At 65.5% G+C, this 14,067-nt stretch carries 10 protein-coding genes; 3 read left to right on the top strand and 7 right to left on the bottom strand.

Features of this window, described 5'->3' with window-relative positions; genetic code table 11:
• The first annotated feature begins 40 nt into the window (after positions 1-40).
• The 3 genes from AC07M8_RS15250 (at position 41) to AC07M8_RS15240 (ending at position 3,475) form a co-directional block, all read left to right on the top strand.
• Complete coding sequence (locus AC07M8_RS15250; protein WP_495175175.1) at positions 41-706, top strand: dihydrofolate reductase family protein; 666 nt, start codon at positions 41-43, stop codon at positions 704-706.
• A 178-nt stretch (positions 707-884) separates the two neighbouring features.
• Positions 885-2,672, top strand: coding sequence for a pectate lyase-like domain-containing protein (locus tag AC07M8_RS15245; RefSeq protein WP_495175174.1), 1,788 nt, complete (start codon positions 885-887; stop codon positions 2,670-2,672).
• Entirely contained in the window at positions 2,669-3,475 is an 807-nt protein-coding gene (locus AC07M8_RS15240; protein ID WP_495175173.1) for a glycoside hydrolase family 16 protein, read from the top strand. Before AC07M8_RS15245 ends, AC07M8_RS15240 begins: the two co-directional genes overlap by 4 nt.
• Here the strand turns inward: AC07M8_RS15240 and AC07M8_RS15235 are convergent.
• The 7 genes from AC07M8_RS15235 to AC07M8_RS15205 form a co-directional block, all read right to left on the bottom strand.
• Complete coding sequence (locus AC07M8_RS15235; protein ID WP_495175172.1) at positions 3,472-4,698, bottom strand: MFS transporter; 1,227 nt, start codon at positions 4,696-4,698, stop codon at positions 3,472-3,474. The genes AC07M8_RS15240 and AC07M8_RS15235 overlap by 4 nt on opposite strands.
• Positions 4,692-5,750: a LacI family DNA-binding transcriptional regulator gene (locus tag AC07M8_RS15230; RefSeq protein ID WP_495175171.1), complete on the bottom strand. Its 1,059-nt coding sequence runs from the start codon at positions 5,748-5,750 to the stop codon at positions 4,692-4,694. The genes AC07M8_RS15235 and AC07M8_RS15230 overlap by 7 nt, the downstream gene beginning before the upstream one ends.
• Positions 5,743-7,224, bottom strand: coding sequence for a tryptophan halogenase family protein (locus AC07M8_RS15225; protein ID WP_495175170.1), 1,482 nt, complete (start codon positions 7,222-7,224; stop codon positions 5,743-5,745). The genes AC07M8_RS15230 and AC07M8_RS15225 overlap by 8 nt, the downstream gene beginning before the upstream one ends.
• On the bottom strand, positions 7,221-8,252 hold the full coding sequence (locus AC07M8_RS15220; protein ID WP_495175169.1) for a cupin-like domain-containing protein: 1,032 nt from the start codon (positions 8,250-8,252) through the stop codon (positions 7,221-7,223). The genes AC07M8_RS15225 and AC07M8_RS15220 overlap by 4 nt, the downstream gene beginning before the upstream one ends.
• Positions 8,245-8,985: a SapC family protein gene (locus AC07M8_RS15215; RefSeq protein ID WP_495175168.1), complete on the bottom strand. Its 741-nt coding sequence runs from the start codon at positions 8,983-8,985 to the stop codon at positions 8,245-8,247. Before AC07M8_RS15215 ends, AC07M8_RS15220 begins: the two co-directional genes overlap by 8 nt.
• Before the next feature lie 145 nt (positions 8,986-9,130).
• Entirely contained in the window at positions 9,131-12,256 is a 3,126-nt protein-coding gene (locus tag AC07M8_RS15210; RefSeq protein ID WP_495175167.1) for a TonB-dependent receptor, read from the bottom strand.
• A gap of 283 nt (positions 12,257-12,539) precedes the next feature.
• Positions 12,540-13,217, bottom strand: a complete 678-nt coding sequence (locus AC07M8_RS15205) for a DUF6445 family protein (RefSeq protein ID WP_495175166.1) — start codon at positions 13,215-13,217, stop codon at positions 12,540-12,542.
• Between the last annotated feature and the right edge of the window lie 850 nt (positions 13,218-14,067).

The following is a 14,067-nucleotide window of genomic DNA, read 5'->3' as shown; positions in this document are numbered from 1 at the left end:
GATTACTGCCGGCACAGCATCCATCAGGAGGATGAGATCGATGCGCAAGCTAACCGGCGCAGCGTTTGTATCGCTGGACGGCGTGATGCAGGCACCTGGAGGGCCTACCGAAGATCCGACCGGCAACTTCGATCAAGGCGGCTGGGTGTTCGGCATCGGCGACGATGTGGTCGACCCGGTGCTGGGCGGGCTGTTCACCCCTCCGTTCGCGCTCCTGCTCGGGCGGCGGACATACGATATCTTTGCAGCCTATTGGCCGTTCGTCGATGGTGATCTGGGCGGAATGGGCGAGGCGTTGACGTCGGCCGACAAGCATGTGGTGTCGCATGGCGACCAGCCACTCGGCTGGGCCAACAGCTACCGCCTCGATGGCCTCGCTGCCATCCGGGCGCTCAAGGAGAGCGATGGCGCCGACCTGCTGATCCAGGGCTCGTCGACGCTCTACCCGCCGCTGCTCGCCGCCGGGTTGATCGACGAGCTGGTGCTGATGACCTATCCAATCGTGCTCGGGGCCGGCAAGCGCCTGTTCGGCAACGGCACACCGCCGGGCGCACTGCGGCTGCTCGATCAGCAGGTCGGGACAAAAGGTGTGATCGTCACGCGCTGGGCGCCCGACGGGCCCATACCCGCCGTCAATCACCCGCCGCCGAGCACCAGCGCGGCCGAAGCCGAGCGCCAGCGCCGGATCAACGAGAAAAGTTGGTGATCGTCGGATCGGCACTGCCGGATGCCCATGGCAGACGGTTTGCACGCCGACACCGATAACGGTCCTGCCGCGCCTCCCACCAGGTAAACAGCCTGATCCAGGCTGACGCCGCGGCGCTTGGCGGCGGCGGCACATCTGCTAGGTTTCGGTAAAACAATGATCAGGGAGAGCAGCGGCCGTGACCGAGCCACAACAGCCAGTGCGGCCAAGCCGCCGCGCCGTCGTCACCGGCCTGACCGCGGGTGCGCTGGTCGGCAGCATGCCGCGAGCGGCGCCCGCGGCAGCCACGCTCCCCGATTTCGGGCCGAACGTGCTGGTGCTCGATCCTGCGATGCCAACAGCGGCGATCCAGGCCCGGCTCGACGCGATCTTCCGGGAGCAGGAACGCGCTCATTTCACCGACCAGCGTTATGCCATCCTGTTCAAGCCCGGCCGCTACCGGGTCGACGTCAACGTCGGCTTCTTCACGCAGGTGCTCGGGCTGGGCACTGCGCCCGGCGACGTGACCATCGATGGCCACGTTCATGCCGAGGCGGACTGGGCCAAGGGCATGGCACTGGTGAACTTCTGGCGCGGCGTCGAGAACCTTGCAGTGCGGCCACGGGACCACTTCGATCGCTGGGCGGTGTCGCAGGCCGCGCCCTATCGCCGCGTCCATCTCGCCGGCGACCTCGCGCTGGACGATGGCGGCTGGTCGAGCGGCGGGTTCATGGCCGATTGCCGGATCGACGGCGTGGTCCGCTCCGGCAGCCAGCAGCAATGGTTCACCCGCAACAGCCAGATCGCGGGCTGGCGCGGTGCGAACTGGAACATGATGTTCATGGGCACCAGCGGCGCGCCCGCGGACAGCTTTCCGATGCCGCCCAACACCACGCTGCCCTCGGCACCCGTCATACGGGAGAAGCCGTTCATAGCGTTGACCGCCGCGGACGCGTGGTGCGTCATGGTTCCCCGGCTGCGCCGTGACGCGCGCGGGGTGAGCTGGCAGGCCGGTGCCCCGCCCGCGCGCGCACTACCCTTGTCGAACTTCCTGATCGCGCAGCCCGGCACGCCCGTGGCGGCGATGAACGCCGCTCTTGCAGCAGGCCGCCATCTGTTGCTGACGCCGGGCATTCACCGACTGGCCGAGCCGTTGCGCGTGACGCGCGCCGGAACGGTCGTGCTTGGGCTGGGCCTTGCAACCCTGCTGGTCGAGGACGGCAGCAAGGCGCTGACGATTTCCGACGTGCCCGGCGTGTCGATCGCCGGCCTGCTGATCGACGCCGGCCCCGCCATGTCGCCGGTGCTGGTCGAGGTCGGTCCGCGCGGTGCGACGCGCGATCATGCGGCCGATCCGACGCTGCTCGCCGACCTGTTCTTCCGCGTCGGCGGCGCCGCCATCGGTCAGGCGGAGACCTGCCTGGAAATCAACAGCCACCATGTCATCGGCGATCATCTGTGGATCTGGCGCGCCGATCACGGCGACCACGATCATGGCCGCGTTCATGTCGGCTGGAACGAGAGCGTCGGCAATCAAGGCTTGGTCGTCAACGGAAACGGCGTGACCATGTACGGGCTCTTCGTGGAGCATTTCCGTCGCTATCAGACGCTGTGGAACGGAGACCGCGGCCGGACCTATTTTTATCAGAACGAGCTGCCCTACGATCCGCCCAGCCAAGCCGCTTATATGGCCGGAGGAACCCGCGGCTGGGCTGCCTACAAGGTTGCCGATCACGTCGAGCGCCACCATGCTGTCGGGCTCGGCATCTATGCCAATTTCACCGCCGATCCGTCGATCGTGCTCGAGAGCGCGGTGGAAGTCCCGCGCAAGCCCGGGGTTACCGTGTCCCATGTCACCACCATCTCGCTCGGCGGCGGCAAGGGCACGATTGCGCATCTGGTCAATGAGGCGGGCGAGGCTGCGCGCGCCGGGGCAATCCGTCAGACGCTCGTAAGCTATCCGGCCAGCGAAGGAGCACCACGATGAGCCTGTTTCTCCTCGCTGCCCAGGTGGCGACGCTCGGCGCAGCCAACCATCAGGTCGATCTGCCGATTGCTGCCCCCCGCGCCGCGCCTACCTTTGCCGACGAGTTCGGCGGCGCCGCGGTAGATCGCCGCAAATGGCGGTTCGACACGTCGCGCAACGCCGGGGGATGGGCCAATCACGAACTGCAATATTACGGGCTACGCTATGCGCGGGTCTCGCGCGGTGCGTTGGTCATCGAGGCGCAACGCCAGGCGCTGACCAAGACGACGCACCCCGACTGGGGCGGGCAGGCCTATACCTCGGCCAAGCTCGTCAGCCGACAGGCGTTGGGCTATGGTTTCTACGAGATCCGGGCGCGACTGCCGTGTAGCCGTGGCACCTGGCCGGCGATCTGGCTGCTGCCATCGAGCAGCAGCTGGCCCGACGAGGGCGAGATCGACATCATGGAAATGGTCGGCTGGGACCCGCGCGTCGTCCATGCGACGCTCCACACCGGCGCCTTCAATCACACCAAGGGTACGCAACGCGGCGCACAGCGCGTGGTGGCCAGCGCTTGCACGCACTTCCATCGCTACCAGCTGGATTGGCGCCGCGATGCGATCCTGATCGGGGTCGACGATCGCGCCTATCTGCGCGTTGCCGACGACCAGCCGGGCGGGGCGGCAGCGTGGCCGTTCACCCGTCCCTACCAGCTGATCCTCAACCTTGCGATCGGCGGGGACTGGGGTGGCAAGCAGGGCGTCGATGATGCCGCGCTGCCACAGCGCATGACGGTAGACTACGTGCGTTACTGGCGCCGCTAGCGCCGACCACCCACCAGCAGAATACATACGCCGCCGCAGAGGCTGAATCCGGCGAGCAGCAGCATCACCACAGTAAAGTCGTGCGGCGTCGCCAGCAACCAGGTCAGCGGCGGCCCGAGCAGCGATGGCAAGGTGTTGGTGAGGTTGAGCAGCCCGAGGTCGCGCCCCCGACGGTTGGGCTGTGGCAGCAGCTGCATCGCAAAGGCGGCATGAAGCGCGGCGAACACTGCCGACCCGACGGCATAGACGCAGAAGGCCGCCGCCCCGCTCGACCAACCGGTTGCGAACGCCATACCCGCCAGCCCGGCGGCGGACACCAACGCCGCGGCGATGAGGAACGGCTTGCGCCGTGCCACACCGTCCGACATCCGGCCGAGTATCACCGCGACCGGCAGCGACAGCACGAAACCTACCGCCATCAGCGTGCCGACGCTTGCTGGCAGGTGGCGTCCGTCGGCAACGATGCTTTCGAAATAATAGAGCAGATACGCGAGCGTCACGGCGCTGGTGATCTGCATGAACAGTCGTGCCATGCCGGCGATGAACAGGTCACGCCGGGAAAGCCCGGTGGTGACGATACCTGTGACGGTCGCCGGAGACGAGGCAGGCGCCTGCCGCGCCGCGGGCGTCAGCAACAACGGCAGCGTGCAGAGCGCCATCACCGCGACGATGATCGCCAGCCGCGCGCCGTCGCCCAAGGCCGGCATGCCGATCAGCACCGCGGACAACCCGGACGCCGCAGGATTGGCAAGCGCCAGCAGGCCGCTCGCCGTGCCTTTCTGCGCGTCGGGTATTTCCTCGGCCATGATCGCGAACAGCGGCGCAAGCAGCGCGTTAATCGCCACCTGGAAGGCGACAATGGCGGCAACGATCGCGATCGGCGCCTGCGCCGCGGCCACCATGACGTAAGCGACCATTGTCGCGCCGAGCCCCGCCACCATCCACGATCGTCGTCCGCCACCCCGGGCGACCGATCGATCGCTGAGCCAGCCGAACAGGATGTTTGCCAAGCTGGCGGCGATCGCCCCCGCCACCACCGTCGCGGTGAAGATGCCGATCCGCGCCGATCCGGTCAGCGCCTCGATCTTGAGCGGCAGCAGCAAGGTCAGCAGCGGCAGATAACCGATCACGCCGCCGACGTTGGCCAGCGCGAAGGCGAGCAGGAACAGCGTCGATCGACGCGGCAGGTGAGCGGCGCTGCCCGTGGGGCTTACATCTAGCAAGCAGCCGTGGACCCGCGCAGCACCAGCGTTGCCGGTACGATGATCGGCTGCGGCGGCGCCTCCTTGCCTGCGAGGTCGGCGATGATCAGCGTTACCGCGCGCGCGGCGATGTCGGCGATCGGCTGATCGATCGCGGTTAGCGGCGGATGGGTGAAGCGCACGATCGGGGTGTTGTCAAAGCTGACGAGCGATAGATCGTGTGGGACGGTGATGCCCCGCGCGCGACACGTCTCCAGCGTGGCGAGCGCCATCTGATCGTTGCTCGCGATAATGGCGGTCGGCGGCTCGGACGCGTCGAGCAGCGCGGCGGCGGCAACGCATCCCGATGCATAGCTGAAGTCACCGTGCGCGAGCAGATCATGGACGTCCCGCGCCACTGCCGCCATCGCGGCCCGCCAGCCATCGATCCGCCGCCCGCTCAAGGCATAGTCTGGTGGTCCGGCGATGAAGCCCACGCGCCTGTGACCGATGCCGAGCAGATGCTCGGTCGCGATTCGTGCGGCGTGTTCATCGTCCATCGTCAGCGCAAAGCCGGCGCCACCCTGCAACGAGCCGATCCGTGCGAAGCTGATCCCCTGCGCGTCGAGCAGTTTGACGATGAGCGGATTTTCCGAATGTGGCGGCGTCAGGATCACGCCATCGGGTTGAAGCGCGGCGATCGCGGCCATCAGCTCGCGCTCGATATGGTCGCTGTGCGTGTCGACCAGTTCGACGATCAGCCGGTAGCCATGCTCGGCACAGGTCAGCATGCCGCCGAGCAGCATCTGGTCGATCCAGTCGGTGCCCTGTCGGGCCTGCCAGTCGGCGATGGTGCGCTCACGATCATTGAGCGCGACGATCAGGTAGGAGCGCGAGCCGCCCATCCGCTGCGCGGCGATCGAGGGCACATAGCCGAGCCGGTCGATCGCCTCCTGCACCCGCGCGGTTGTGTCGGGCCGGACGCTCAGTTCCTTGTTGATGACGCGGCTCACCGTCTGCAGCGACACGCCCGCCGCTGCCGCGACATGCTTGATCGTGACGGCCTGCCGCCGCCTGCCCCCCCGCTCAGCCACCGCAGTAGCGCGCGACGTAATCTGCGTGCGACGGCAGCCCTGCGACGGTACGTGCGACATTCTGGCGCAGCGTCGAGAGGAAGCGCGCCAGCTCGTCGTCGGGCAGCTTGGCCGCAATCGGGTGATGCTCGCGCGGTACGATGCCCTGCCCCATCATCACCTGTACCCAGCTGTTTTCGGCAAACAGCTCCTCGTTGCGACGGAACACGCGCCCGGTTTCGCGGAACAAGTCGATCTTGTGAGCGAGGCTCTCCGGGATCGGCATGCTCGCGCACTGCCGCCAGAAGGGCGAATCGCGGCGATCGGTGACCTTATAGTGGAGGATCAGGAAGTCGCGGATCTGCTCCATGTCCGTAAATTGCTGGTCGTTGAACTCGGCGATGTCGCGCGGCGATATCGCGCCCTGCGGCATCATCCGGATCAGCCGCAGGATCGCGCGCTGAATCAGATGGATGCTGGTCGACTCCAGCGGCTCCATGAAGCCGCCCGACAGCCCGATCGCGACGACATTCCGATGCCACTGCCGCCGCCGTGCTCCCGTCACGAAGCGGATGTGATTGGGTTCGGTCAACACCTGCCCCTCGACATTTCCGAGCAGCCGTTCGAGCGCAGCGTCGCGCTCCAGATAGCGGCTGCACCAGACAAAGCCGTTGCCCGTGCGGTGCTGGAGCGGGATGCGCCACTGCCAGCCTGCATCGTGCGCCATCGCGCGCGTGTACGGAACAGGCGGGCGGACACTCGCGGTCTGGACCGCAATCGCGGAGTCGCACGGCAGCCAGTGCGTCCAGTCGTCGAACCCGACATGAAGCGCCTGTTCGATCAGTAGCGCGCGAAACCCGGTGCAGTCGAGGAACAGGTCGCCGGGGATGATCGCGCCACCATCAAGGTGCAGCGCGGCCACGTCGCCGCTTTCGCTGTCGAGCTCGACGCGCGCGATACGCCCCTCGATGCGGGTCGTTCCGTCGCCCTCCGCCATCTCCCGCAAGAACTTCGCGTACAGCGTGGAGTCGAGCTGATAGGCGTAGTTCAGACCATTGTCGGGAAGATGCGCGAACTTGCCCTCCAGTGCGGCAGCCAATTCCAGGCAGTAGGCGTCATACGGCTCGCCATGACCGCGCTCGCGGCCGTTCAACCAGAAGTGCTGGAAGCCGGCGGACCAATGGTCCTTTCCTGTCAGCCCGAACGAATGGAAATAGCGGTCGCGCCCGTCCTTCCATCCATCGAACAGAATACCGAGCTTGAACGTCGCCTGCGTCGCCCGCATGAAATCGGCCTCGCCGATGCCGAGCAGCCGGTTGTAGGCGACGAGCGGGGGAATGGTGGATTCCCCCACCCCCACGGTGCCGATCGCGTCCGACTCGACGAGCGTCACCTGGGCGGTGCGCCCCATCGTACGCGCGATCGCCGCGGCCGCCATCCAGCCCGCGGTGCCACCGCCGGCGATCACGATGCGTCTGGGCCGACCTGCCGTCATGAGCTGAGCTGGCGAAGCAGGAAGGTGCGCAGCCGCGATGCGGTCTCAGGCGTCAAGGGCGCCAGCACGCCGCGCGCGCCCTCCGGGATATGCGCAACGCTATCGTCACCATTGTTGAACACATAATGGTCGAACATCTCGCGCCAGTGGCGCTTTTCGTCGTCCGGCAGATCACGGATCGCGAGCATCGCGTGGTTAAGCGCGTCCTGCGGCTTGCCGAGCCAGCGAGGCGTGTCGCGCCACCAGAAGTTCACCAGCACGTTGAAGGGCGCCAGTCCTTCGACATGGTGCCACCACATCGAGGGAATGTAGAGCGCATCGCCCGCCTCCAGCTCCGCCACCTGCGCCTGGGCCATCGCTTCGGCGAAATGCGGGAATTTGGTCAAATCCGGTGCGTGGAAGTCGACCATGCTGATCGCCCGCCCGCCCGGCGTGTTCTCGACGGGACCCAAGTACAAGTTGCGGAACTGATCGCGCGGAAACAGCGTGAAGCGCCGACGTCCGACAGCGACGCAGGCGAGATTGTCGGGAAGGTCGTTGTGCGCGGCAACGCGCGTGCGCGTACCGATCCAGATGCTCGACATCAGCGACCGGTCGCCAAGGTCGACATGGTTCGGCTCGAACAATCCATCGAAGAACTGGTGCATGTCGATCGAGCTGAGATAGATCGGCTGGACGTCGCCGCTTGCCTCCAGCGCGTCAATTCGCGCGAATATCTCGGGCAGCTTGGCTTGCAGCGTGCGAAAGTTGACCTGCAAGGCCTGGTCGTAGAACATCCGGCCATCATCGCCAGGCGCCCCCACCGCGACGGTGAACGGCACGTCCTTGCGACGGGCAAGCAGGTAATCGCGCGCATCGCGGGCCGATCGGCGGCCCGCCTGAACCAGCGGCCAGTCGGCCGCGAGCCCGCGCACGACAAACGGTTGATCCGCTTCGCGAAGGCGGCGGTCGAGATCCGCCGCGTCGGTCACCGCCACCTCGGCGACGGCCGTAGCTTGGGCAAGCGGGCCGGGGTCGGCCTCAGCCATGGCGGAGCCGCCGGTTCTTGCGGTCGATCAGAGCCTGAAATCGACCCAGCGACGCGATCGCCATGAATGCGGGCATGAGGTGGCCGTGCTCGTGCAGGTCGCCAAGCGCGGTGGCGCTCAGCGCCCGCAGCCGATCCTCGTCGATCGCATGAAAGCCAACGAAGCGCTTGTTCGACCCGTCCACCAGCGTGAACTCGAACACAATCGGCTCGAGCAGATCATAGCGCTGTAGCGCGGCGAAGAAGGGGCCGACCTCGCGATAACCGGTATCGAGCGCCCCAAGCCGCTCCGCGATCATGTCGACAAAGGGGGTCGCGCGGCCCAGCTCGTCAAACAGGGGCGTGCCCTCATGCCCTGTCCGATCGACACGAGGGCTCGCCGTGTCGATATGCACCTGCGCGGGCTCGTCGCCGGTCTCGCCAGCGTTGCGCCCAATCAGGAACGGCTGGATCGTCATCGCCAGCGGACGATGGCTCGCGTCCCACCGAGTGTCGTCCAGAAACAGATTCTCGCCGGTTTCGAAGCCGAAGATGGCGAAGGCCTGGAAGGAGTCGCGCTCGGGCGAGAGCCGGAACAGGATGGGATATTCGTCCTGAACCGCGCGAAATTCGGTGGGCACGACCACGCAGCTCATTACCCCGTCGCCAAGCGACGTACCGCAGTCTGTACGGACGCGAAGGCCTTGGTGCGCTTCCGCGGTCAAAATCTCATGCGAAGACATGGTCGTGAGCACGATCCTTGGAGCGATACGTTGGCGTTGGCAAGCGACACATGGCCAGCCGCTTTGCGCGTGCCTGCCATACGCGCCACTGCAGACCTACGACCGCCATTCGTCAATAGGGCAGCCGCGGCAATCCCGCGGCTGCCCTGGCGCCTGATCAGAAGGTGAAGCGCACACCCGCCGAGTAACGCGGATCCTGCTTGGTCACGAAGGTGATGTTGCGATCCGAACGGAGGTGGCCGCCACGATCCTCACCCAGCACGTTGATGCCTTCGACGAACACCGACACCTGAGGCGTGATGCTGTAGCTCGCGCTGACGTCGAGCTGGCCATAAGTGTTGATATAGGTCGGGTTGGTACCCGCGCCCGCCAGATAGCCCTTGCGCCAATTGTACGCCGCCCGCGCGTTGAGCCCGTATTTGTCGAAGAACAGTACCGCGTTGGCGCTGTCCGACAGCCCGGTGATCGCGAATTGCGTGACGCTCGATGGCAGCGTGTTGTCATAATCGTGGTTGCCGTTCACGATCGTATAGTTGAGGATCGTGCCGAAGCCCGTGTTCCAGAAGCTGTGCTGGATCGCGAACTCCCAGCCATTCACTGCCGCCTTCTGATCGCTGTTGTACGGCGTCGAGATCACGAAGTTGACGGCCGGATCGTCCGCCTGCGCAGTGATGGTGGTCGGATTGCCGTTGGCATCGCGCCCGACGGTAGTCGGGTAGTTGGTGGCGACATATTGCAGGATGTCACCGTAGGTGGCGTTCGCCCCCAGCGCCGCAATCGCCGCCTGATAGCGCGGGCCACCCAGCGGGGTGGTCACGCCCGGGAACGTCGTGTTGATCTGCGTCGTGCCGATGTAGTTCGACACGTCCTTGTGGAAGAAGCCGACCGAGATGTAGCTTTCACGCCCGTAATACCATTCCGCCGACAGATCGACGTTCTTGGACTTGAACGGAATCAGACCCGGATTGCCGACCGATCCCGTGCCGTTGCCGTAGAAGCCGGCGGCACTGCCCGGCCGGAACAGCGTGTCGAGCCGCTCGCCGCCCTGCAGGCTGCCATAATCTGCCCGGGTGATGGTGTGGCTGTACGACGCGCGCAACTTGACGTTGTGCAGCGGCGAGATGTCAAGATCCACCGCCGGCAGCCAATTGTGATAGCTGCCCTTGAAGGTGGTAAAGCCCTGGCCGGTGTAAAGGACGTTGAATTCGTTCTGCGAATTCTGCCGGGCACCGGTCGGCGTCGGCACCAGCGCTGACGCGGACACATCGGTATTCTCGTAACGAAGGCCCGCGATCAGGTGACCTTCACCCGCCAGCAACTGGAACTTGCCGTTGAACTGGAAATAGGGGGCCAGCGTCTTCTCGCGAACACGACTGTCCGTAGTGTAGGGCGTCAGGCAGTTATCGTCGCCGCCGCAGATCCCATAGGCGCTGTCGAGCAGCCCGACGACCTTCTCGAAGTTGAAGCTGTAGAATTGCTGGATGATCGAGGGGTCGTTTGCGCCGTTGATGCCGCTAAATGCGTTGGGAATGCTGACCAGCTTGAACAGATCGTCGGGCAGGAGCGCCGCCGCCGCAGCGCGCTGCGCCGCGCTTGCGCCGCCGGTACCGCCCCAGGTGTCATTCTGCAGCACGCTGTAAGCGGAGCGCACCTTGTTGTCGGTATATTCGAAACCCCAGTCGAGCGAATCCATCAGGCCGTGGCCGTGATCGTAATGACCGCTCAGGTGAACCTGGTTGATCCGATCCTTGAAGTAGGAGTTGCGGAAGGCGTTGCCCGACGGGACGATGTTTGCAGCGTTGAGCGGATCGATCCCCGGATACATCGTGTAGGAGATGCCGGGCAGGTCGTGATCGAAGTTGAGCGTCTGGCTCTGGATGCCGAACACCGCCGTGCCGAGCGAGTTGCTGTTGCCGTACTTGTTGTTCGGCTTCGACACCGCAGTGGAATGCTGCGCATCGAGCGTCATGGTCACGCCGCCCGGCGCCTCCCAGACGAGGTTGCCGCCAAATTCGTTGTTCTCGCTGCGCGCCGAAGTCAGCGACGCCGAATAGGCAAGGTCCTTGCCCTCGGCGGCGGTGAAGCGCTCGGTATAGAAGATCGGGCCGGCGACCGGCCCGTCCGTCCAGGCGCTCACCGTATCGTTGTGATTGTAATAGATGCCGACGCTGTTGTCGCGGATCTCGACGGTGTTGCGCGAATAGGTGTCGTCGAAGGTCAGCGTGACGTTGTCGACGGGACGGAATTGCAGCACCGCCTGGCCATTGATGCGTTCGCGCCGGCCACTGGCGACGTCATAGCCGCCATTTTGCGGCACCTGGTAGACGTCGGTCGGCCCAGGATGGTTGGTGATGTTGGCGTAACGCGGATCGCCCGGCTGCGCGAGCGAGCCCCAGTTGTTCTCGTTGCCGAGGTAACCGTCACGGAAACCAACATTGGCCTGGTTCACGCCGAAGTCGCGCTTCTGGTAGCTGCCGAGCACCAGCACGCCGATCCGATCGTCGGCGAAGGTGTCGGAGATGATGCCCGACACTTCGGGCGTGATGTGGTTCTTGCCGTTCTCCGACATGTCGTCGACGCCGCGCGCCTGGATCGAACCGCGCAGCCCCGTCTTGTCGAACGGACGCGGGGTCTTGATGTTGATCGCGGAGCCGATGCCACCCGATGGCACGGTAGCGCGCCCCGATTTGTAGACCTCGAGCGCCGCGACGCCCTCGGACGCCAGATTGGAGAAGTCGAACGACCGCGACGCCGGCGCGCTGTTGCCGTCACCGATGGTCGAGGTCGCCAGCTGGCGGCCGTTCAGCAGCACGAGATTATATTCGGGGCCGAAGCCGCGGACGGTGACGAACTGGCCTTCGCCGTTCGACCGATCGATCGACACGCCGGTGATGCGCTGCAGCGATTCGGCAAGGTTGGTGTCGGGGAACTTGCCGATGTCCTCGGCCGAGATCGCGTCGACGATGCCCTGGCTGTTGCGCTTGATGTCGATCGATTCACGCAAGCTGGCGCGAATGCCGGTCACCACGATGTCGGCGCCAGCATCGGCACCGGCCTGCTCTGCGGCGGTGGTCGGGTTGGTTTCCGATGTCGCCTGTGGCGCCCCGGCCTGCGTATCGATCTGCGACGCGCCCGTCTGGCCCATCGTCGACGCTGTTGATGGCGTGTGCTGGTCCTGGGTCGCGGCGTCCTGAGCCCAGCTCATCGTCGGCATGCCGACGATCGCCAGCGTGGACGCGCTCAATACCAAGCGCGAAATCGAGCGAGCCGCAAAGCTCCGCATCGTCAATCCTCCCCTTTGCAGCTCCCACATTGACTGGGCCGCTTCTTGTGAACGTTAACTTCACAATCGCTCGAAGCTTGTCAAGCAACGCCACTCCGCAAAGGTATGTATGTCTGCACTATTTTGAACATTTCCCCAATGTGTCGAAAAATTGCCACACTATGGGTAGGCCACGCCTCAATGGCCGATGCGACGCGCGGCCGGTGCATCGCCAGCGTCCGCCGCGGCGTGGCGTTGGCGTGCGCTCGACCGCCGCGGTCATGGTGACGACGGTGAAGCCGCGCTAGGCGACCGACAGAAACGCCGTGACGGTGAGGCGCCCTCGTGCCGGGTCGTCCGAGAGCACCGCGTCAGGTGCGATCGCGCCGCTGTGAAGCAGGTAGCTCGGGTAGAGAACCGCGCGATTGTAGCGCGCATCCACTGCCATGGTGCGCTCGAACAGGGGCGTGTCCCCCGCGATATATGCGGCCGGTGGCACGCCGCCGTACCGCAACTCGGCATCGAGCTGGCCAAAGAAGATCGGCGCGCGCACCTCGTCGAGCGTCTCGAAGCCGGTCGAGCGATGGCGAAAGAAAGCGGTGCCATCGCCGCCCTGCGGCGTCAGATAGTGAACCAGCGCGATCCGGTCGGCGCCAAAGGCGTCACAGTGAGGCAGCCGCTGCCGGATGCTGAGGTCGGCAGGTGGCGTCGTCACCATCGAGAAGCTCGCATCGATGACATCAGCCGTCCCGCCCCGGTCGAACACTGAGCGAAAAATCTCGGTGAGGGAGGCAAGTTGCGTGGGCAGATAGGTGGCGGGCAACGGCGCGCGGACGCCAGGATAATGATGCGCCGCAGGATCGAACGCCTGCGCCACCGCGGCAGCGCGCAGCGCATCGGGATCGGCGGCGAAATCGTCGATCACCACCAGCGGCCGCTTCTCCTCGCCGACGTGGTGGATGGTGACGGCAGGCGCGCTCACCGGCCGAACCCGCAGCGGGTTCGATCCGAGCCGAGCGGCTGCGGCAGCACGCCGCCATCGCCCCTCTGCGGACCTCCCCGCTCGCCGCCGACAGCCGCCGTGGAGTTCGGGTCATATGGCACGGTGAAGAGCCAGGCCGCGCCCCTTTCAAATTGGAAAGGGCGATCAGCGATACACGCGCTCAACATCGACGGTTGCAAGTCTGCCAATTCTTCCACCTTTGAACGACGAGGCAACCCGGAACGGGATAAGCCGCAGGCGGGACCGAGGTCAATCAAACCGGATCAAAGCAGCCCACCGGGGGCGGTGTAACAGCGCCTCTGTCGGTTGCCCGAGCCCACCCCTGAGGCGATATACTCCGGCAGCATCCGGACATCTGTCCGAAGACTGGACGTTCGGCGTGGATCCCTGGCCTTCTTGATGGGAATGATGGTGCGCAAGCCGGCTTCGTCACTTTAAAGCGATTTTGGCACGCGGGCGACCGGGTCGAGTTGATCATCGCGCAGCGGCCGACGACCGTGACGGGGTACAACGGGAGCTTCAGCGTCGCCGATGGCGCGTTGCTCTATGTGTTGCCAATCGGCGAACGCTGGACAAAGCTTCAGCAGCGCGGACTATCGGCGGACTGGCGCACGGAACCGACGACCTCCTGGAACTACGGCCTGCCAGAGGCCGCGGTGTTTCAGCGTGAAGAGGCCCCCATACCCCCGGTCCCTTTTGGCCGAAGCGCACCAGCAACATGGCTCACCACCGCCGCTCAACACGTTCCGGGGTGGCAGGCCGAAGGCGCCTTTGCAGCACCGCCTCCGCCCTTCCCTGCTGCAACTGCTGGCTCCGCCGAAGAAATTAC

Source organism: Sphingomonas sp. GW821-FHT09E03, assembly GCF_059416225.1.
Note: the sequence above shows the minus strand (reverse complement) of the source record. Positions and strands in the feature narration are given on the sequence as shown.

Bases quoted from the DNA above. Each gene is read 5' to 3' on its own strand.
- AC07M8_RS15240 (WP_495175173.1), top strand. From the start codon at position 2,669: ATGAGCCTGTTTCTCCTCGCTGCCCAGGTGGCGACGCTCGGCGCAGCC.
- AC07M8_RS15225 (WP_495175170.1), bottom strand. From the start codon at position 7,224: ATGACGGCAGGTCGGCCCAGACGCATCGTGATCGCCGGCGGTGGCACC.
- AC07M8_RS15250 (WP_495175175.1), top strand. From the start codon at position 41: ATGCGCAAGCTAACCGGCGCAGCGTTTGTATCGCTGGACGGCGTGATG.
- AC07M8_RS15210 (WP_495175167.1), bottom strand. From the start codon at position 12,256: ATGCGGAGCTTTGCGGCTCGCTCGATTTCGCGCTTGGTATTGAGCGCG.
- AC07M8_RS15220 (WP_495175169.1), bottom strand. From the start codon at position 8,252: ATGGCTGAGGCCGACCCCGGCCCGCTTGCCCAAGCTACGGCCGTCGCC.